Annotated in this window: 17 protein-coding genes; 8 read left to right on the top strand and 9 right to left on the bottom strand. The window is 75.8% G+C overall.

Annotated features, from left to right (window positions below):
- Positions 1 to 7 precede the first annotated feature (7 nt).
- Positions 8 to 853 (bottom strand): alpha/beta fold hydrolase, encoded by an 846-nt coding sequence (locus tag OOK31_RS15015; RefSeq protein WP_267013013.1) that lies wholly within the window; start codon positions 851 to 853, stop codon positions 8 to 10.
- A 14-nt stretch (positions 854 to 867) separates the two neighbouring features.
- On the bottom strand, positions 868 to 1,986 hold the full coding sequence (locus OOK31_RS15010; RefSeq protein ID WP_267013012.1) for a DUF2330 domain-containing protein: 1,119 nt from the start codon (positions 1,984 to 1,986) through the stop codon (positions 868 to 870).
- 177 nt (positions 1,987 to 2,163) lie between these two features.
- Here OOK31_RS15010 and OOK31_RS15005 point away from each other — a divergent pair, with 177 nt between their 5' ends.
- Positions 2,164 to 3,285 (top strand): TauD/TfdA family dioxygenase, encoded by a 1,122-nt coding sequence (locus OOK31_RS15005; protein ID WP_267013011.1) that lies wholly within the window; start codon positions 2,164 to 2,166, stop codon positions 3,283 to 3,285.
- Positions 3,282 to 3,881: a phosphonate degradation HD-domain oxygenase gene (locus OOK31_RS15000; RefSeq protein ID WP_267013010.1), complete on the top strand. Its 600-nt coding sequence runs from the start codon at positions 3,282 to 3,284 to the stop codon at positions 3,879 to 3,881. Before OOK31_RS15005 ends, OOK31_RS15000 begins: the two co-directional genes overlap by 4 nt.
- Positions 3,882 to 3,948: 67 nt before the next feature.
- Here the strand turns inward: OOK31_RS15000 and OOK31_RS14995 are convergent, their stop codons facing one another.
- Complete coding sequence (locus tag OOK31_RS14995; protein WP_267013009.1) at positions 3,949 to 4,761, bottom strand: GntR family transcriptional regulator; 813 nt, start codon at positions 4,759 to 4,761, stop codon at positions 3,949 to 3,951.
- 84 nt (positions 4,762 to 4,845) lie between these two features.
- Here OOK31_RS14995 and OOK31_RS14990 point away from each other — a divergent pair, with 84 nt between their 5' ends.
- Complete coding sequence (locus OOK31_RS14990; RefSeq protein ID WP_267013008.1) at positions 4,846 to 5,325, top strand: hypothetical protein; 480 nt, start codon at positions 4,846 to 4,848, stop codon at positions 5,323 to 5,325.
- A gap of 7 nt (positions 5,326 to 5,332) precedes the next feature.
- Here the strand turns inward: OOK31_RS14990 and OOK31_RS14985 are convergent, their stop codons facing one another.
- The 5 genes from OOK31_RS14985 to OOK31_RS14965 are packed head-to-tail and all read right to left on the bottom strand — an operon-like array spanning position 5,333 to position 10,038.
- The gene (locus OOK31_RS14985; protein WP_267013007.1) at positions 5,333 to 5,986 is read right to left on the bottom strand and encodes an HAD family phosphatase; all 654 of its coding nucleotides are present in this window, start codon (positions 5,984 to 5,986) and stop codon (positions 5,333 to 5,335) included.
- Positions 5,983 to 7,086 (bottom strand): ABC transporter ATP-binding protein, encoded by a 1,104-nt coding sequence (locus tag OOK31_RS14980; RefSeq protein WP_267013006.1) that lies wholly within the window; start codon positions 7,084 to 7,086, stop codon positions 5,983 to 5,985. The genes OOK31_RS14985 and OOK31_RS14980 overlap by 4 nt, the downstream gene beginning before the upstream one ends.
- Positions 7,087 to 7,091: 5 nt before the next feature.
- Positions 7,092 to 8,009: an ABC transporter permease gene (locus tag OOK31_RS14975; RefSeq protein ID WP_267013005.1), complete on the bottom strand. Its 918-nt coding sequence runs from the start codon at positions 8,007 to 8,009 to the stop codon at positions 7,092 to 7,094.
- Entirely contained in the window at positions 7,997 to 8,902 is a 906-nt protein-coding gene (locus tag OOK31_RS14970; protein WP_267013004.1) for an ABC transporter permease subunit, read from the bottom strand. Before OOK31_RS14970 ends, OOK31_RS14975 begins: the two co-directional genes overlap by 13 nt.
- Positions 8,902 to 10,038, bottom strand: a complete 1,137-nt coding sequence (locus OOK31_RS14965; protein WP_267088287.1) for an ABC transporter substrate-binding protein — start codon at positions 10,036 to 10,038, stop codon at positions 8,902 to 8,904. Before OOK31_RS14965 ends, OOK31_RS14970 begins: the two co-directional genes overlap by 1 nt.
- Positions 10,039 to 10,346: 308 nt before the next feature.
- Between OOK31_RS14965 and OOK31_RS14960 the strand changes: the two genes are divergently transcribed.
- Together OOK31_RS14960 and OOK31_RS14955 are read left to right on the top strand one after the other, a co-directional pair.
- The gene (locus OOK31_RS14960; RefSeq protein ID WP_267088286.1) at positions 10,347 to 11,096 is read left to right on the top strand and encodes a GntR family transcriptional regulator; all 750 of its coding nucleotides are present in this window, start codon (positions 10,347 to 10,349) and stop codon (positions 11,094 to 11,096) included.
- A gap of 192 nt (positions 11,097 to 11,288) precedes the next feature.
- Positions 11,289 to 11,735: an STAS domain-containing protein gene (locus OOK31_RS14955; protein WP_267013003.1), complete on the top strand. Its 447-nt coding sequence runs from the start codon at positions 11,289 to 11,291 to the stop codon at positions 11,733 to 11,735.
- Positions 11,736 to 11,804: 69 nt separating this feature from the next.
- On the opposite strand, the gene OOK31_RS14950 is transcribed toward OOK31_RS14955, so the two are convergent.
- Positions 11,805 to 12,548, bottom strand: coding sequence for an ABC transporter ATP-binding protein (locus tag OOK31_RS14950; protein ID WP_267013002.1), 744 nt, complete (start codon positions 12,546 to 12,548; stop codon positions 11,805 to 11,807).
- Positions 12,549 to 12,738: 190 nt separating this feature from the next.
- On the opposite strand from OOK31_RS14950, the gene OOK31_RS14945 reads away from it, so the two are divergent.
- Genes OOK31_RS14945 through OOK31_RS14935 form a run of 3 tightly spaced genes read left to right on the top strand, consistent with a single transcriptional unit; the run spans position 12,739 to position 19,726 of the window.
- Entirely contained in the window at positions 12,739 to 15,990 is a 3,252-nt protein-coding gene (locus tag OOK31_RS14945; RefSeq protein WP_267013001.1) for an FtsX-like permease family protein, read from the top strand.
- Positions 15,987 to 18,767, top strand: a complete 2,781-nt coding sequence (locus tag OOK31_RS14940) for a hypothetical protein (RefSeq protein ID WP_267013000.1) — start codon at positions 15,987 to 15,989, stop codon at positions 18,765 to 18,767. Before OOK31_RS14945 ends, OOK31_RS14940 begins: the two co-directional genes overlap by 4 nt.
- A 41-nt stretch (positions 18,768 to 18,808) precedes the next feature.
- Positions 18,809 to 19,726, top strand: coding sequence for an ABC transporter ATP-binding protein (locus tag OOK31_RS14935; protein WP_267088285.1), 918 nt, complete (start codon positions 18,809 to 18,811; stop codon positions 19,724 to 19,726).
- Positions 19,727 to 19,792: the final 66 nt, after the last annotated feature.

Raw genomic sequence — 19,792 nt, 5'->3', positions numbered from 1 at the left:
GTAGGCCCTACGCGAGGAAGCGCGCGGTCGCGGCCACGAAGCGCTCGGGGTCGTCCAGCCAGGGGAAGTGGCCGGCTCCGGGCTGGACGGTGAGTTCGGCGTCCGCGAACAGCCCGACGTACTCGGCCAGGGCCTGCGGCGGGGCCGCCATGTCGGCCTCGCCCGCGAGCAGCAGCACCGGCGCCGCCAGCTCCGCGAGCGCCGCCCGGGTGGCCTGCGGGTCGAAGGCGCCCTCGGCGCCGTAGGCGGCCGCCGCCTCCTGGTTCTTCTGGCCCGCCTCGGCGGCCTGGTGGGCGCGTGCCGCGTCGTCCCAGCGGCCGTACATGAAGGGGGCGATGGCCTGCCAGCTGTCGGCGGTGGCCCGGCCCGCGACGATCCCCTCCAGCGCCTCGTACGCGGGGCCGAACCAGGGCTCGTCACGGCGCACCCGTACGGCCTCCAGGCGCTGTTCGCCGGTGATCTGGATCCCGACGGCGAAGACGCTCGGGGTGATCAGCGTGAGCCGGGAGACGCGCTCGGGGTGGCGGGCGGCGTAGAGGACCGCCAGGTTCGCGCCGGCGGAGTGCGCCAGCAGGTCGACGGTCTCCAGGCCGAGGTGCTCGCGCAGGGCCTCGACGTCCTCGACGAGCCGGTCGCACCGGTAGCCCGCGGGGTCCTCGGGGACGCCGGAGGCTCCCGTGCCCCGCAGGTCCGGGACGACCAGCCGGCGGTGCGCGTCCAGCCCTCCGAGGTCCCCGAGGTAGGCGGAGGCCTGCATCGGGCCCCCGGGCAGGCAGAGGAGCGGGGCGCCGGCGGCGTCGCCGAGGACGCGGTAGGCGAGCGGGGTGCCGTCGAGGGCGGGGTAGGTGGGCATGGCCGGAAACGTACTCAGCGGCCGCCTGAAGGTTCAACCGGGTTTCCGGCGGGCCCTGCCGCGGCGCGCGCGAGGCGGCGTCGGCGCAGGAGCACGGCAGCCGTGACGGCCCCGGCCAGCAGCGTGCCCGCGACCGTCAGCAGCCAGACGGGGACTCCGCCGAGGGTGAGCAGCTCGTCCCGGTAAACGGCCCGCCGGTAGGGGGTGTCCTTGGCGGTGGCGCGCAGTTCGTGGTCGCCGTCGATGCGGGAGGGTTCCGGGAACCGCTGGTCGATCGCGGTCAGGAACACCGGCCGGGCCCCGCCGGTGAGCGCGGCGAGGGCGTCCTCGGGTTCGGGGGTGACCTTCCCGGCGAAGGTGACCTCGGGGGTGTTCCCGCCGATCGGGGAGCCGGGTTCCATACGGTGGTCGGCCAGGATGTACAGGCCGAGCGACTGCGGGGTGCGGGCCAGCCGGGACAGCCGCATGGGGTAGACGAGCCGGGTGCTGTCGAAGCGGATCCGCAGCGGGTCCAGTTCGCCGCGCAGCGGGCGGCCCTGCTCGCGGGGGGCGAGGCGGACGGCGACGTACTCCCACTTCTGGTCGACGTAGGGCCGCAGTTCCCCGGCGAGCCGGTCGGGGAGCTGGAAGCCGTTGGTCTCCAGCCACTCGCGCAGGGCGTCGGGGTCGGTGGCGGTCAGCCGGGCCACGTCGAAGTCGCCGAGGCGCTCGCGGCCGACGACGCCGACCGCGGCGTCACCCGGGAGGCGCGGGGCGGCTCCGACCATGCGCTCGCCGGAGGAGAACGGCCAGTCCCTGTCGCGCGGCCAGAAGTACGAACGGGTCCTGCGCTCGGGCTTGATCAGCTCGGCCAGCTCGGTGAACAGGCCGGGGTCGCCCAGCTCCACGCTCGCCCGCCCCGGCACCGGCATGATCCAGGCGGCCCGGTGGGCGGTCCCGCCGACGGTGAACCGCATCACGATCTCCTCGGTGCGGCCGTCCCAGCGGACGACGGAGGTCTCTCGGTCGACCCCGATCCGGGAGGCCGCGTCGGGGACCATCGCCCCGCAGCCGCAGGCGTAGGCGGGGCTGATCAGGCTGCCCACCTGGGTCGCGAGCAGGGCGAGCAGCAGGGCCAGGACTCTTCGTTTCATCCACACGGGGTCTCAGACGAGGACGCCGGGGATCCGGTTCCGGTCATCTCGGCGTCACCTCGCGGCCATCCGGGACTGCCAGCATGCCCGCGGGGGCCAAGTTGTACATACAACTTTGGGCGCCGGCTGATCCCACGGCCGGAAGCCGTGGCCCACGAAACGACGACGGGAGCCCCGATGCCCTCCACGGCGATCACCGATTCGCCCGCGCCCTGGCTGCGCGACAACTGCCCCTGCGGCGAGTGCCGCGACCCGCGCAACGGCCAGAAGCTGTTCCAGATCACCGACCTGCCCACCGGCCTGGCCGTAGCCGAGGCCCGTGAGGTGCCCGCCTCCGGCGACCGCTCCGGGCCCGGCTGGGAGGTGGTGTGGGAGCCGGACGGCCACCGCTCGCTCTACCCGGCCGGCTGGCTGGAGGCCCACGCCCCCGGCGCCGCCCGCCACGGCGACGGTGACGGGCGGACCGAGCAGGACAAGGAGCTGTGGGCGGCACCGGACCTGGCCGGGCGGGTCCCTGAGGCCTCCTGGGACGCGTACATCGGCGACCGCGCGGTACGGATCCACGCGCTGGACAGCGTGCGGCGGCTCGGCTTCGTCCTGCTGCGCGGCGTCCCCTGCCGGGACCGGATGGTGCTGGACGTCGCGGAGACCTTCGGCTTCGTACGCCGGACGAACTACGGGGAGCTCTTCGAGGTACGGGTCGAGGCCGACCCGAACAACCTGGCCTTCACCGGGGCCCGGATCACCCCGCACACCGACAACCCGTACCGGGACCCGGTGCCCACGGTGCAGCTGCTGCACTGCCTGCGCAACGAGGCGGCCGGCGGGGACTCCGGGCTGGTGGACGGCTTCCACGCGGCCGCCCTGCTGCGGGCCGAGGACCCGCGGGCCTTCGAGGTGCTGACCCGGGTGCCGGTGGAGTTCGCGTTCACCGACGCCAGGACCGAACTGCGCGCGCACCGGCCGCTCGTCGACGTGGACCCGCTCGGCCGGATCCGCGAGATCCGGTTCAACAACCGCTCCATCGGCACCCTGCACGCGAGCGCCGCCGTCCTGGAGGAGTTCTACGCCGCCTACCGGCGCTTCGGGGAGCTGCTGCTGCGCCCGGAGCTGTGCCTCGACTTCCGGCTCGCGCCCGGGGACTGCCTGGTCTTCGACAACACCCGGCTGCTGCACGCCCGTACGGCCTTCGCCGAGTCCGGTGGCCGCCACCTCCAGGGGGCCTACGCCGACCTCGACGGGCTCTGCTCCGCCCTGGCGGTCCTGCGCCGCGGCACCCGCGAGGGGGACTCCGCGTGAGCGCCGCAGCGCACCCCCTCGACCTGCTCGCCGCCCTGTTCGAGGGCGAGGGCAGCGCCGAGTACCTCGGCGAGGCCGTCACCCAGGCCGGGCACATGCTCCAGGCGGGCGCCCTCGCCGAGGCGGCCGGGGCCCCCGCGCACCTGGTGGCCGCCGCCCTGCTGCACGACATCGGGCACTTCCACGGGACGGTGACCGGCCGCGACCTCATGGAGGGCGGGGTCGACAACCGGCACAGCCACACCGGGGCCGACTGGCTGGCCCGCTGGTTCGGACCGGAGGTGACGGAGCCCGTACGGCTGCACGTCGCCGCCAAGCGGTACCTGTGCGCGGCCGAACCGGGCTACTTCGACCTGCTGTCGGAGGCCTCGGTACACACCCTGCGCGTCCAGGGCGGGCCGATGACGCCGGAGCAGGTGCGGGCCTTCGAGGCGCTGGCGGGGGCGGCCGACGCGGTCGCCGTCCGGCGGTGGGACGAGCGGGCCAAGGACCCGGAGGCGGACACCCCGGACTTCGGGCACTTCCGGCCGCTGCTGGCGGGGCTGCTGCGCGCGGAGCCGCGACCGGGGGGCGCCGCCGCGGCCGGGCCCTCGTAGGGTCCGGCGCCCAGGGCCGGGGCTTCGTGGGTGCCCGGCGCCCGGGCCCCGCGCCCGGGCCCCGCGCTCAGGGCCCGAGCCGGCGGCCGAGGGCGAACGCCCCCGTGGAGTGCGCGGTGAAGGCCACCGTCCCCGGCAGGTACCGGTCCTGCGACCACTCCACCGGGGTCCCCGCCGGGTCGGTGGAGCGCCGCCGTTCGCGCAGCAGCGCCTCCCCGGCCCGGCAGCCGAGCAGGGCCGCGTCCTCGGCGTCCGCGAAGGCGATGTCGATGGTGTGGTGGGCGTCGGTGAACAGGACCCCGTGCCGGGCGAGCTGCTCGGAGTAGGAGAGGGTGTCCGGCGGCATCGCCGCCACCAGGGCGCCGACCTCCCGCGGGTACGTGGTCCGTTCGACCATCACCGGCTCGCCGGCCAGGGTCCGCAGCCGCAGCACCCGGTGGACGGCCGCCCCGGACTCCAGGCGCAGCTGTTCCGCCTCCTCGGCGTCGGCCGCGCCCTCCTCCACGGAGACGGTGCGCCCGCCGGGCCGCTGCCCCAGGGAGCGCGCCCAGCGGGTGAAGCTGCGCAGCTCGGTGACGGCCCCGCCCTCCCCCGGCCCGGCGAGGACCACGCGGCGGGTGCCGCGCCGGGAGGTGATCAGCCCGTCGGTGCGCAGGGCGGCGAGCGCCTGGCGGACGGTGCCCCGGGACACGCCGTAGCGGCGGGCGAGTTCGTCCTCGGCCGGGAGCCGGGCGCCGGAGCCGTACTCCCCCGCGGTGATGGCCCCGCGCAGGTCCGCGGCGAGGGTCAGGTAGAGCGGGGTCCTGCCGGACGCCCGCCGGCCCGGCGTATCGGGCGTCTCGGGCTTCTCGGACTGCGGTGCCTGCGGTGCCTGGTTCACGGGTTCCACCCTGCCATGGGCGTGCGGCCCGGTGCCGGACAGCCTGCTCGACCGAACCCCTGCCGCCACCCATACTTGGGCCTCATGAGAGGGACGGACACGCCGCGCAGCAGCCCCCTGGTGCCGGACACCGTGCGGGCCGAGATCGCACGGCACGACTGGGCTTCCGTCGTGTGCGGCTGCGGCCGCCCGGCGGCGCATCTCGCCGACATGCTGTGGGACGCGGCCGAGGGGCACCCGGCGGCGTTCCACGCGCTCCAGGGCCACGTCTTCACCGGGGCCCGGCTGTGGCCCCCGGCCGCCGCGGCCTGCGGGGTGCTGATGGCGGTGTGGGCGGCCGGCCCGCCCCGGCAGGCGACCCGCGAGGCGCTGCTGTGGACGCTGCTGTCCCTGCTGAGCGCGGAGGACGACGGCACCCCGTACGAAGCCGGCCTGTACGGGCAGTGCGCCGCCCATGTCCGGGCGGGCCTGCCGCTGCTGGTCACCGTGCTGGAGGCCGGGCCGGGTTCGGTGTCCGGTGCCTACGCGGAGGGGATCCTGGAGCTGCTCGTCCTGTCCGCCTGACCCCCGGTCAGAGCACCAGGCAGCCGCGCAGCACGTCCGGGGTGACCTCCTCCAGGGAGCCGGCGAAGGTCCTGGCGTCCGAGGGCGGCACCTCCAGCAGCGAGGGCACCACCAGCACGGGGCAGCCGGCCGCCTCGGCGGAGGCCGCGCCGTCCGGGGAGTCCTCGACGGCGACGCACTCCTGCGGGCCGAGGCCCAGGCGTGCGGCGGCCTCGCGGTACGGGTCGGGATGCGGCTTGGTCCGTACGGTGTCGTCCGCGGAGAGGGTGAAGGCGAAGGGGACGTGGGCGAGCGAGCCGCCGACCACCGAGTCCACCACCACCCTGGGCGAGGCGCTGACCAGGGCGAAGGGCAGGCCCTGTGCCTCCAGCGCGGTCAGCAGGGCCTGGGCGCCGGGGCGCATCGGAGCCCCGGCGGCGACCCGCTGGAAGAAGCCCTCGGTGAGCCCGGCGGCGACCGCCGCGGGCTCCCCGCGCCCGGAGACCCGTACGAGGTGTCCGGCCGTGTCCGCGACCGCGCGGCCGACGACCTCGGGGGCGTCTGCCCGGCCGAGGCGGTGGCCGAGTCCTGCGGCGATCTCCTCGGTGGTCTCCCACCACAGCACCTCGGTGTCGACGAGGGTGCCGTCCATGTCGAAGAGCACGGCGCCCAGTCCGCTCACGCGGCGCCCTCCGCCCGTGCGACGACGAGCACGGGCCGCTCGGCCAGTCCTACGGCGGCCCGTGCGCCCGGCGCCAGGTCGCCCGCGTCCCGGGAGGCCACGTCGGCCTTGACGCGGGTGCCGCCGGGCAGGTCGAGGTGGAGGCGGGTGACGGAGCCGAAGAAGGAGGCGGACACGACGGTGGCGGTCCCCTCGGTGTCGGCGGTGACGGTGAGGTTCTCGGGGCGGACCAGGACCTCGACGTCCGAGGTGGCGGGGACGGGTCCGTCGACGGGCAGCCGGGCGCCGGCGACCTCGACGAGCCCGGAGCCGGTGAGCCGGCCGGGGAGCCGGTTCATGGTGCCGACGAACTCGGCGACGAAGGGGGTCGCGGGTCGTTCGTACAGTTCGGCGGGGGCCGCGCACTGCTCCAGCTTCCCGGCGCTCAGCACCGCGACCCGGTCGGCCATCGAGAGGGCCTCCTCCTGGTCGTGGGTGACGAAGACGGTGGTGATGCCGAGGTCGAGCTGGAGCCGGCGGATCTCCTCGCGCAGGTTGGCCCGTACCTTGGCGTCCAGCGCGGAGAGCGGTTCGTCGAGGAGCAGCACGCGCGGGCGCAGCGCCAGGGCGCGGGCGAGCGCGACGCGCTGCTGCTGGCCGCCGGACATCTGGTGCGGGTAGCGGTCGCCGTGGTCGGGCAGGCCGACCAGGTCGAGGAGTTCGGCGGCGCGTTCCCGGCGCTGAGCCGCGGGGACCTTGCGCACGCGCAGGCCGAAGGCGACGTTGTCGCGGGCGCTGAGGTTCGGGAAGAGGCTGTACGACTGGAAGACCATCCCGGCGTCGCGGCGGTTGGCCGGGACCCGGGTGATGTCCTGGCCGTCGACGAGGACCTCGCCGGAGTCGGGCGTCTCGAAGCCGGCGACCACGCGCAGGGCGGTGGTCTTGCCGCAGCCGGAGGGGCCGAGCAGGGCCAGGAGTTCGCCGGGCTCCACGGTCAGGTCGAGGCCGTCGAGGGCCACGGTGGAGCCGAACGCCCGGCGCAGGGCGCGGAATTCGACGCGCGCGCCCTCGCGGGACTCGGCGTCCGAGGGCTTCCTGGCCGCGGGGAGGGTCGTGGACATGTGGGTCAGGACTCCTTGCGGGAGGTGGCGGGGGCCGGGGACACGGTGGAGGGGGCGGTCCCGGCCCGCGAGAGGACGAGCAGCAGCAGCCAGGTGATGAGGAGGCTGAGGATGGAGACGGCCACCGACATGCGGGCCTGGGCTCCGGAGATGGAGACGATCCACACCGCGAAGGGCTGGAAGCCGAGCAGCGAGGCGATGGTGAACTCGCCGAGGACCAGCGCCAGGGTGAGGAAGGCCGCTCCGGCGAGCGAGGCCCGCAGGTTGGGCAGCAGGACGCGCAGGACGACGTGGGGCCAGCTCGCGCCGCAGCTGCGGGCGGCCTCGACCAGGGTGGGTACGTCGACGGCGCGCAGGCCGGCGTCGAGGGAGCGGTAGACGAACGGCAGGGCCAGCACCGTGTACGCGAGGACGAGGACGACGGGGAAGTCCTCGTTCTGCACGGCCAGGAAGGTCTGGTAGAGCGGGGTCCGCGAGAGGTGTTCGGGTCCCCAGCGCAGCACGGTGGTGATCCCGGTGACGAGGGCGATGGGCGGCACGACCAGCGGCAGCATGCACATCACCTCGACGACCGGCCGCAGCCGGGGCGAGCCGATGCGTACGGCGATCAGCGCGGGCACGGCGAGCGTCAGGGACAGCACGATGGTGGCGGCGGCCAGGCCCAGGGAGAGCAGCAGGCTCCGGGTGAACCCTTCGGCACCGAGCAGTTCGGTGTACGCCTCGAAGGTGACGCCCTGCCCGGGCACGTGCACGGTGAACACGAAGGACGCGACGAGCGGTACGAGGAAGTACGCGCCCGCGAGCGCGAGCACGGCTCCGCGCCACACCCGGGGGCGGGGGCGCGAGCGGCGTGCGCGCGCCCCGGCCGACGGGGCCTGTGCGGCGGTGTCCGCCTGCGGAACGGTCGGGGTCATCGCAGCCATCGGGCGCTCCGTCGCTGGAGGGGCAGGTAGACCGCCATGACCAGGCCGGCGATCAGGATCATGTCGAGGCCGAGGGCGAGCGCCACGTTCTCCTGGCCGGTGAGGACGTTGCCGGAGAGGGCGTCCGCGATCTTCAGCGTGACCAGCGGCACGGAGCCGCCGACGAGGGCCGCCGCCGTGGCGTGCGCGGCGAAGGCGGTGCCGAAGAGCAGGACGAACCCGCCGAGCAGGGAGGGGGCGAGGACCGGCAGGCCGACGTGGCGCCAGAACTGCCGTCCGGTGGCCCCGTTGTTCTGGGCGGCCTCGCGCCACTGCGGGCGCAGTCCGTCCAGGGCGGGGAAGATCACCAGCACCATGAGGGGGATCAGGAAGTACAGGTAGACCACGGTGAGGCCGGTGAAGGAGTACAGGTTCCAGCCCAGCTCGGTGAGGTTGCCGAGCTGGGTGACGACTCCGGAGATCCCGGCGGTGGCGATGAACGCGAAGGCGAGCGGTACGCCGCCGAAGTTGGCGAGCACGCCGGAGGCGGTCAGGGCCGCGGACCGCAGGGCGGTCGAGCGGGAGGTGACCAGGGCCTGCGCGATCAGGACGCCGAGCAGTCCGCCAAGGAGCGCGGTCAGGGCGGAGAGCTGGACGCTGCCGACGAGCGAGCCGAGGTAGGGGCCCTGGAGGGAGCGCGCGAGGTGCTCGCCGGTCAGGCTGGTGGCGCCGGTGGCCCGGTCGGTGCGGGTGACCGCGCCGAAGGCGATGGCGCCGAGGGGGAGGCCGAAGCAGAGCCCGGTGAAGGCGAGGAGCGGGAGGGCGGCGAGCCAGGTGCGCGGGCCGCGCCGCCGGCGGCGGGGGGTGGTGCCGCCGGCGGTCCCACTCGTGTGGGAGGTGGTGGGTGCGGACATCAGCTGAGGGCCTTGTCCCACTTCTCGGCGAGGGTGGCCTTGGCCTTGTCGAGCTCGGCGGAGGCCGGGAACGACGGGGTGCCCTGGACCTGCGGGAGCTTGGTGACGGCGTCCTTGTCGGCGGTACCGTCGGCGGTCATGCCGGGGAGCAGCACGGGGCGGGCGTGGCCCTTGAGCCAGATGTTCTGGCCCTCGGGGCTGTAGAGGAACTCCATCCACAGGCGGGCGGCCGCCGGGTTGGGGGCGTCCTTGTTGATGGCCTGGGAGTAGTACTGGGCGTAGACGCCGTCGGAGGGGACGGAGACCTTCCAGTCGACGCCCTTGCCCTTGAACTGCTCGGCGTAGCCGGCGTTCAGGTAGTCCCAGTCGATCGAGATGGGGGTCTCGCCCTTCTCGACGGTGGCCGGGGTGGACTCGACGGGGATGAAGTTGCCGCTCTTCTTCAGCTGGCCGAAGAAGTCGATGCCGGGCTGGATGTCGGCGAAGGAGCCCTTGTTGGCGAGGGCGGCCGCGTAGACGCCGCCGAAGGCGGAGCCGGACTTGGTCGGGTTGCCGTTGAGCGCGACCTTGCCCTTGTACTCGGGCTTCATCAGGTCCGCGAAGGTCTGCGGGCAGGTGGGGATGCGGGCGGCGTCGCAGCCGATGGAGACGTAGCCGCCGTAGTCGTTGTACCAGCGGCCGTCGACGTCCTTCTGGGAGGCGGGGATCTTGTCCCAGGCGGTGACCTTGTAGGGGGCGAAGAGGTCCTCGGCGGCGCCGCTGCGGGCGAAGGCTATGCCGAGGTCCAGGACGTCGGGGGCGCGCTTTTGGCCCTTGCGGGACTTGACGGCGGCGATCTCGTCGGAGCTGGAGGCGTCCGGGTTCTCCGCGGCGATCTTGACCTTCGGGTACTTCGCCTGGAAGGCCTTGACCATCTCGCCGTAGTTCGCCCAGTCCGGGGGCAGGGCGATCACGTTGAGCGCGCCCTCCTTCTCGGCGGCGGCCACGAGGGCCTCCATGCCGCCGAGGTCGGCGACCGAGGTCGCGGTGCCCGGCTGGGCCTTGCCCTTGGCGTCGCCGCCGGCGGTGCCGGCCGGCTTCGGGTCGGGCGCTGCCCCGCACGCGCTGAGCGTGGTCAGGACGGCGGCGCTGAGCAGTACGGCCGCACCGCGACGGGCGGAGGAACTGAGCACGGTCTCTCCCGGAGACGAAGGGGGGTCACTCGTGGGGGTTTGCTTGTTCGACTCACTTGTCTGAACAAGTTGGCTCCAGTTCGCCCGGGTCCGCTGTACGGAGGATGAACGGCGTCTGGACCCCGGAGCACGGCTGGCGGAAGAGCAGAGAATGACCGAAAGGAGTCGTGACAGGACCGGCCCCGATGATCATCGATGATGATCACGGCCTCGGGGCCGGCGCCCGTCACGCGCACGCGGCGGGCGCGCACATCGCGGCGAGGGGGAACGGCATGGGGACGGTCCGGTATCTGGAGATCGCGGAGGCGCTGCGGACGGCGATCCTGTCGGGCGAGTACCCGGTGGGCGGCCGGCTGCCCTCCGAGAGCGACCTGGCGGCCCGCTGGTCCGTCTCGCGCGGCACGGTCCGCCAGGCGGTGGCCACACTCGCCGCGGAGGGTCTCGTCGGCTCCAGCCAGGGCGCCCGCAGGATCGTCCTGCGGCACGAACGCCGCCACAGCTTCGGGGAGTTGAACAGCTTCGCGCAATGGGCCGAGGGGGTCGGGCACGAGGTCGTGAGCCGCTTCCTGAGCCGGACCAGGCGGCCCGCGACGGCCGAGGAGGCGGAGCGGCTCGCCCTGCCCGCGGGTACGGAGGTCCTGGCCGTCGTGCGGCTGCGGATCCTCGACGGGGAGCCCACGATGGTGGAGCGCACGGCGTACGCCGACTGGGTCGCGGCGGCCGTGGAAGCGCTGCCCCAGGACTGCCGCTCGGTGATGGACAGCCTGGCCGCGGACTCCGGGATCGCGGCCCAGTACGGGGAGCACCTCATCGACGCGCTGCCCGCCGGGAGCGAGGACGCGCGGCTGCTCGAGATCCGGCGCGGGAGCCCGCTGCTGCGCCAGAGGCATGTTTCCGCCACCCGGACCGGGCGCCCGATCGAGTGGTCCGACGACCGTTACCGGGCGGGCAGCGTCACCTTCAGTGTGAGCAACTCGGCGGTAGCCACCCCGCTGGAGCGGCATCCGGGGGCCGAGCTCTGACCCGGCCGGACCGGTGATCGGTGTCCGCCGGCCGGCCGGGGTACCGGGACCGCCGGACGGATGCGCCCCGAAGCGTGCTGGGACCCGGGCGGGTGAGGAAGACCGCCGGAACGGGTCAGTGGGGGCGCCCCGGGCGGGTGAAGCGGGCTCCACGGCCGGTGCCCGCCCGGGGCCCGGCCCGTTGTCCGGGGCGTGAACACCCCCATAGACGCGATAAACGCCCCGGCACCGTCCACGCCCGACCACGTCACCCACCCCCCGGCCGCTCCCCGGACCGGCGCCCTCGGCCTCCTCGATCCGACCGACCCGTCCGACCCGCCCGACCCGCTCCCCCGCGTACGGTCCGTGCTCCGGGGCGGTGTCCTCACCGTCGGCCTCGACGGGGAGTTCGACCACTGGACGTGCGCCCCCCTGTACGGCCTCCTCGACGCGGCGGCCGCCCGCGGCGCCCGCCATCTCGTCCTCGACGCGGCCCTCGTCACCTTCTGCGACTCCGCCCTGGTCCACGTCCTGGACCGGTGGGCGCGCGCCGGAGGCACCTGGGAGGCGGCCACCACCTCCCGGCCCGTGCGGCTCCTGCTGGACCTCGCCCGGCGCCTGCGGCCACCGCTCGCCGGCGGGAAGCGGGTGGGCACATGACCCCCACGGCGCCCGAACCGCCCCCGGCGCCGCCCCCGCTCCCCTCGCGGGTCCTGCGGCCGGCGGCCGTCAGCCCGCCGTCTCGACGATCCTGCCGTCGCGGAGCTCCACGACCCGGTCGGCGAGTTCCATCAGTTCCGGATCGTGGGTGGCCACCAGGGCGGTGACGCCCTCGCTGCGCACCACCGCGCGCAGCAGCCGCATGATGGAGCGGCCCGTCTCGGAGTCCAGCTGGCCGGTGGGCTCGTCCGCGATGATCAGGGCGGGCTCGTTGGCCAGCGCCCGGGCGAGCGCGACGCGCTGCTGCTGCCCGCCGGAGAGCTCTCCGGGGCGCTGCTCGGCGTGTTCGGCGAGGCCCACGAGGGCCAGCAGGGTGCGGACCCGTTCCTCGCGCTGCCTGGCGGGGACCTTGCGCATCCGCATGGGGACCCCGATGTTCTCGGCGGCGGTGAGGACGGGGATCAGTCCGAACGACTGGAAGACGAAGCCGATCCGGTCGCGGCGCAGGGCGAGGCGCGCGTCCTCGTCCAGGGCGGCCAGGTCGGTGCCGTCGAGTTCGACGGTGCCGCCGGTCGGCGTGTCCAGGCCGCCGACCAGGTTCATCAGGGTGGTCTTGCCGGAGCCCGACCGGCCCTTGAGGGCGGTGAGTTCGCCCCGGCGCGCCTCGAAGGAGACCCCGCGCAGGGCGTGCACGGTCCGCTCCCCCGAGCCGAAGCTGCGCCGCAGGTCCCGTACGGCCACCATGGGCGCCCCGGTGTCGGCGGTCGCCGTTGCGCTCGCGGTGGTGGTGCCGCTGTCCCGTTGCTGCGTCATGGTGTGCTCCCCCTCGGCTCGGCCGGTGGCCGCGCTTCTCGGGAACGCGGTCCGGCACTCTCGTACCCTCGCGTCCGAATTTGTTCACCTGTCACATCAATCACGCAAGTACCTTCCGATGTCCGCACGAATCTGACAGAGTCGTCCGCTATCCGGTGCCGAAGGTCCGGTTCGGGGGAGGAACAGGCTCATGATCGGCTTCGTCGTGCGCCGGCTGCGCGGGCGTCTGCCGCTCGTCGCGGCCGTGCTGCTCACCGTACTCATCACCACCACCGCGCTGACCGCGCTGCTGGCGTTCACCCGCACCGTGGGCGACGCCGGACTGCGCCGGACGCTCACCGCGGGCGCCGGGACCCGCACCGCCGTCCTGCTCACCGCCGAGCACGGGGCGGACACCCGCCGCGGGGACGACGAGGCCGTACGGGCCTTCTCCGCCGGGCTGTTCGGCGGGCTCCCGGCCGGCGTCGAGAGCGCGGCGCGCAGCCGCTCGTACGGACTGCCCGGCGCGCGCGCCGAGGGCAAGGACGCCGACCTGACCCTCCTGGCCGCCCTGGACCGCAGCCGCGTACGCCTCCTCGCGGGCCGGTGGCCGGATGCCGTCGGGGACCGCCCGGCACTGTTCCCGGTGGCCGTGCCGCAGGCGGCGCTGACCCGGCTCGGGCTGACGGCGCAGGCACTGCCCGCCGAGGTGCGCCTCGACGACCGCTACGGCGGCGCCCCGCTGGGTGTGCTCGTCACCGGGGTCTACCGGGCGGAGCGGCCGGAAGACCCGTACTGGCGGCTCGATCCGCTCGGCGGGCAGGAGGTGCAGATCGGCAGCTTCACCACCTACGGCCCGCTGCTGGTCGACGACTCGGCCTTCACCGCCGGGAAGCTCCCGCAGAACGGCCGGGCCGTGCTGCTCACCCCCGACTTCTCCACCGCCCGCACCGCCGAGGTGGAGGGCGTCCGGACCCGGGCGCAGGCGGCGGCCGTCGCCCGCCCCGCCGGACTGACGGTGACCACGGAACTTCCGCAGCTCCTGGCCGAGTTGAACAGCGCACAGCGGGTCGCCCGGTCCACCCTGCTGGTCGGCGCGCTCCAGCTCGCGGTACTGGCCGCGGCCGCACTGCTGCTGGTCTCCCACCTGTTGACGGAGCGTCAGGAACCGGAACGGGCCCTGCTGACGGCGCGCGGCGCATCCCGCCGCCGCCTCGGACTGCTGTCGGCCTTCGAGTCCCTGGTGCTCGCCCTCCCCGCGGCGGTGCTGGCCCCGCTCCTCACCCCCTTCCTGCTGCGCCTGCTCGCCGGCCACGGCGCGCTCGCCCAGGTGCCGTTGGCCACCGGGCGGACCTGGCTGCTGTGGCCCGTGGCGGCCGGGCTCGCCCTGCTGTGCGTCCTGCTCACCACCGTGCCCGCGCTGCTGCGCGGGGCCGCGGCCGGCGCGCTGCGGCGCGCGGGCCGCCGGCGCGCGCTGGTGTCGGGGATCGCCCGCTCCGGCGCGGACCTCGCGCTGCTGGCGCTCGCCGCCGTCGCGTACCGGCAACTCGCCGCGTACAGCGGGGACGAGGGCCCCTCCGGGGCGGGCGGCGGGCTGGGCGTCGACCCGGTGCTGGTGGCGGCCCCGACGCTGGCCCTGTGCGCGGGCACCCTGCTGGTCCTGCGGCTGCTGCCCCTGGCCGCCCGGCTCGGCGGCCGGATCGCCGCGCGGGGCCGCGGGCTCGGCCCCGCCCTCGTCGGCTGGCAGCTCTCCCGGCGTCCGGGCCGGGCCACCGGGCCCGTACTGCTGCTGGTGCTCGCGGTGTCCAGCGGGGTGCTCGCCCTCGGCCAGCACACCGCCTGGACCGCCTCCCAGCGCGACCAGGCCGACTTCACCACCGCCGGAGGACTGCGCATCACCGGCAGCGACCTGCCCGCGCCGGGCCGGGGCGGCCGGTACGCGGCCCTGCCCGGCGGCGACCGGGTGACGCCCGTGATCCGCTCCGGCCATGAACTGCCCGGCGGCGTCGCGGGACAGGTCCTGGCGGTGGACGCCCCCGCCTTCGCCGACCGGGTGCCGCTGCGCGCCGACCTGCGCGACGGGCGGCCCATGCGTGAGCTGTTCGCCCCGCTCGCCGGGGACACCCCCGCCGGGCCCGGCATCGCCCTGCCGGGTCAGCCGCAGCGCATCGACCTCGACGTGGCCGTACGGGCCACCGGTTCGAGCGGCAGCCCGCAGCTGAGCCTGCTGCTGCGCGACCGCTACGGGCTGACGTACCGCTCGCCCCTGACCGCGCTCCCGGACGACGGCCGCGCCACCGTCCCCGTGGACGTCGCCGCGCTGACGGGCGCCCCGCTGGGGTCCGCCGCCGGGCCGCTGGACATCGCCGGGATCGTGCTCGTCTACGGGGCCGGGATGTCCGTCCCGGGCGGCACTCCGGTCGGCCCGCTCGACGCGGAGGTCACCCTCCACCGGGTCTCCGTCGCCGCCGCCCAGGGCGGGCCGGCCGTCCCCGTGGAGGCGGCCGCGCCCTCCTGGTACCTGACGGCCCCGACCCTGTCCTCGGGGAAGGCGGCGGCCTCCCTGCCGGCGGCCGGGCCCGGGACCGACGGGGCGCTGATGCGGGTGAAGTACCAGGGACTGCCCCAGCTCGACGGCAGCCAGCTCACGCTGACCACGGCCGGGGCCCCCGCCACCGAGATCCCCGGGATCGCCACCCGCGCCTACCTGAAGGCCGTCGGGTCGGCGGTGGGCGACGTGGTGCCCGTCCGGCTCGGCGTCGACGCCGTCGTCCCCGTGCGGATCACCACCGCCGTCGGCTCGCTGCCCGTGGCCGGCGGCACGGCCGTGGCCGTCGACCTGGGCGCCGCCGGACGGCTGCTCGCGGCCAGGGAGGGCCGCGAGGTGCCCGCGCCCGACGAGTGGTGGATGCCCGCGGCCTCCGCCGACGACCCCGCCCCGGCCCGGGCCGCGGCCGAGCTGCGCGCCGGCGCCGGGCACCAGCAGCTGGTGCTGCGCGAGGACGTGACGGCCGCCCTGCTGGGCGACCCGCTGAGCGCCGGACCGCAAGCCGCGCTCGCCGCGCTCGCCGTCGCCTGCGCGGTGCTCGCCGCCATCGGTTTCGCCGCCTCGGCCGCGGCCGCCGCCCGCGAGCGGGGCCGCGAGCACGCGATCCTGCTGGCCCTGGGCGCCGACCGGGGCGGCCTCGGCAGGACGGCCGCCGCCGAGAGCGGCCTGCTCGTCGGCCTCGGGACCGCCGTGGGCGTGGGGCTGGGAGCGGCCATCGTGCACCTGGTGGTGCCGCTGGTCGTGCTGGACCCGGCCGCCCGGCGCCCCGTACCGCAGGTCCTCGTGGACCTGCCGACCGCGCCGACGCTGCTGCTGGCCGTCGCCATCGCGGCCCTTCCCCTGCTGTCGGCCGTGCTCGGGGGCCGCCGGAAACGAGATGTGGCCACGCGGCTGCGCCATGTGGAGGAGATGTGACCAGCCCGTCCCCCGGCCGCGAGGAGAACCCGCCCGCGCGCCCCACGCGGCCCGCGCCGCCCGCACGGCCCGGCGCCGCCGCGGCCCGGAGCGCCGCCGGCGCGGGCTGGGTGCGGACCCGGCTGCGGGCGGCGCCCGGCTCGGTGCTGCTCTCGATGCTCCTCGCGTTCGTCGCCGTCCTGCTGGCGGCCGCCCTGCCCCGGGCCCTGGACCGGGGCTCCGACCAGGCGCTGCGCGCGTACCTGGCCGACCGGGGGCCCTCGCCGACCAGCCTGTACGTCAGTTCCCTGGCCAAGTACGGGACGCAGACCCCCCAGGAGCTGGACTCCGTCCTGGCCGCCCTGCGCCGCCGGGTCGACACCTCGGGTTTCCGGATGGCCGCCGAGGGCCCCGTGCACGGGTCCATGGGCACGCTGCCGCGCACCCTGCTCAACCCCGGGCTGGCCGCGCCCGAGGAGATCATGCCCCAGATGCAACTGGTGTTCCTGCCCGAGGTCGCCTCCCACGCCCGGATCGTCGCCGGGCGCTGGCCGAGCGGCGGCGCACCGGGCGGTCCCGTCCCGGTCGCCATGGCGAAGAGCGCGGCCGACACCCTGGGGGTGAAGCTCGGCATGGTGCTGGATGCCGGCGCGGACCTCTCGGGCCCGATGACCGCGGAGGTCGTCGGCTTCTACGCCGCCGAGGACGCGGCCGACGTCTACTGGACGGAACTGCCCTGCCCCACGGAGGCCTGTCACCCCAAGGGCCCCGGCTGGTACGCCTCCGCCCTCGTCGGCCCGGAGGCCCTCGACCGGATCGCCCCCTGGGGGTCGAAGGCGACGGACTTCTGGCGGCTCCCGGTGGACACCGGGGTGCTGCGCGCCCACGAGCTGCCCGCCGTCAGCGACGAGGTCGCCTCCTTCGTGGCCGGGCTGACCGCCACCGAACTGGCCGGCGAGACCGGCCGCCAGGACCTGCGGGTCACCTCCGAGCTGCCCCGGCTGTTCGCCGAGGCCCGGGCCCGCCGGCAGGCCGCGGCGCCGCTCGCCGCGATCGGTCCTGCCGGGCTCGCCGGAGTGACCCTGGTGGTGCTCTGCCTCGCGGCCGGACTCGCGGGCGCCCGGCGGGAGTCCGAACTGCTGCTGCTGCGCGCCCGGGGCGGCTCGCGCGCCGGGATCGTGCGCCGGCTGCTGGGCGAGGGGGCCGTCACCGTGCTGCCGGCCGCCGCGCTCGCCGCCTGGCTGCCCGTGGTCCTGCTGCCGACCCCGCGCCTGGCGCCCGGCCTGATCGCGGCGGGGGCGGTCGCGCTGGCCGCCCTGCTGGCCTTCCCCGTACGGGCCTTCGTGCTGCTGTCGCCGCCGCGCGGGCCCGCACCCCGGCGGCGGCTCGTGGCGGAGCTGCTCGTACTGGCCGCGACGGTCGCGGCCGTGGTCGAGGTACGCCGCCGGGGGGTCGCCCCGCCCGGCGCGGACGTGGACCCGCTGCTCGTCGCGGCCCCGCTGCTGCTGGCCCTGTCGGGCGGGCTGCTGCTGGCCAGGATCCAGCCCGTGCTCGTCGGGAGCCTGGCCCGGGCCGCCGGGCGGCGCCCCGGCCTCATCGGCTTCCTCGGCCTGGCCCGGGCCGCCCGTGGCGCCGGGGACCGGGCACGTCCCTCCGTACTGCCCCTGATCGCGCTGCTGCTGGCCGTGACCACCGGCGGGTTCGGGGCCACCGTGCTGGCGTCCGTGGACAGTGCGCGGCTCTCGGTCGCGCGGGCCGGCATCGGCGGTGACGCGCGGGTCGCGGCGCCCCTCGGGGCCGCCCTGCCCGAGGCGTTCGTCAAGGCCGCCGACGCGCTGCCCGGCGTACGGACCTCCCTGGGCATGTGGCTGGACCCCGACGCGTTCGTGTTCGGCACCGACCGGGGCTTCGCCCGGACCACGGTGATCGTCGCGGACCCCGCCGCCTACGCCGAGCTGGCCAAGGCCGTCGGCCGGGGCCTGATCGACCCCGCCGCCCTGTCCGCCCCGGTCGGCGCCGACGCCCCCGTGCCCGCGCTGTTCAGCAAGGAGCTGGCCGGGCAGAGCCCCGACGGTGTCTACCGGCTGCGCCTGGGCAACGGCGAGGAACTGCGCGCGAAGTCGGCCGGGACGGTCCAGGGCACCCCCGCCCCCTCGAGCGTCGGGTCGGCGATCATCGTGCTGCCCGCCGGACCGGTCACCGCGCGGGTGCCGCAGGCGGCCCGCCCCACCCACTGGTTCGCCCTCGGCTCCGTCCAGGACGGTCCGCTGAAGGAGCTGCTGCGGGCGACCGCCCCCGGGGGCACCGCCGACGGGCACATGGTCCGCACGAGCGGGACGGACGCCGCCCGGCTCGCCGCGGACCCCCTCCAGCACGCGGCGCAGCGCCTGTTCTGGGCCTCCCTGGCGGGAGCGGCGGGCTTCGCGGTGCTGGCCGTACTGCTGACCCTGGTGCGGACCGCCCCGGAGCGGGGCGCGCTGCTGGCCCGGCTGCGCACCATGGGGCTGCGGCCCCGGCAGGGCGTGGCGCTGATCGTCGCGGAGTCCCTGCCGCAGGCGCTGGCCGCCGCGCTGGGCGGCGGGCTGGTCGCGGCCGGGGCCGCGGCCCTGCTCGGGCCCTCCGTCGACCTGTCCGCGCTGGTCGGGTCCGCCGTGCCGGTCGGGCTGCGGCTGACGGCGTGGCCGGTGCTGTCGCAGGCGCTGGGGCTGGCGGCCCTGGTGGCCGTCGCCGTGCTCGTCGAGGCGGCGGTGTCCGGCCGCCGTCAGATCACCACCGAGTTGAGAGCGGGAGACCGTTGAGCACCGAAGCGCCCACCTACGAGGAGTTGCGGCGCAGCGCGCTGGCCGCCGCCGCACCGCGTGCCGCCGCCGCGGGCACCGCCATCGTCTGCGACCGGCTGGTCCGCATCTTCAGCTCCGCCGGGGTCGAGGTACAGGCCTTGCAGGGGCTGGAACTGACGGTGGCCCAGGGGGACCTGGTGGCCCTGGTCGGGGCCTCCGGCAGCGGCAAGTCCACCCTGCTGAACATCCTGGCGGGTCTGGACGTGCCCACGGCGGGCAAGGCCGCCGTGGGCGGCTACGACCTGCTGGAGATGTCCGCGAAGGACCGGCTGCGCTACCGGCGCGAGGCGGTGGGCTTCGTCTGGCAGCAGACCGCCCGCAACCTGCTGCCGTTCCTGACGGCCGCTCAGAACGTGGCACTGCCGATGCAGTTGAAGGGCGGCGGGCGCAAGGCGGCCGCCCGGCGGGCCGCGCGGGTGGGGCAGCTGCTGGAGGCACTGGAGATCGGCGCCCTCGCCGACCGGCGCCCCGAGCAGCTGTCGGGGGGCCAGCAGCAGCGCGTCGCCATCGCCGTGGCCATGGCCAACGACCCGGCGGTGCTGCTGGCCGACGAGCCGACCGGCGAGCTGGACTCCGAGACCGGCGCCGCCGTCTTCGAGGCCTTCCGGACGGTCAACCGGGAGCTGGGCGCGACCGTGGTGATCGTCACCCACGACCCGATGGTGGCGGGCGAGGTCCGCCGTACGGTGGCCATCCGCGACGGGCGCACCAGCAGTGAGGTGCTCCGGCGCACGGTCACCGACGAGCACGGCGCCGAGTCGGTCAGCGAGCGCGAGTACGTGATGCTGGACCGCACGGGCCGGGTGCAGCTGCCGCCCAAGTTCCTCGAGGCGCTGGGCATGGAGCACCGGGTCGCCGTCGACCTGGCCGCCGACCACATCGAGGTCCGCCGCGACGACGCGGAGGAGACGGCCTAGGCCGGCGTCTCCTCCCTCCGGTGCTCCTGCCGTCCACCGGGACGACGGGCCGCGGTGGCGCGGGCG

Source organism: Streptomyces sp. NBC_00249, from assembly GCF_026342355.1.
In the GTDB taxonomy this organism is placed as follows: domain Bacteria; phylum Actinomycetota; class Actinomycetes; order Streptomycetales; family Streptomycetaceae; genus Streptomyces.
This window is presented reverse-complemented; position numbering and strand designations above follow the sequence as displayed.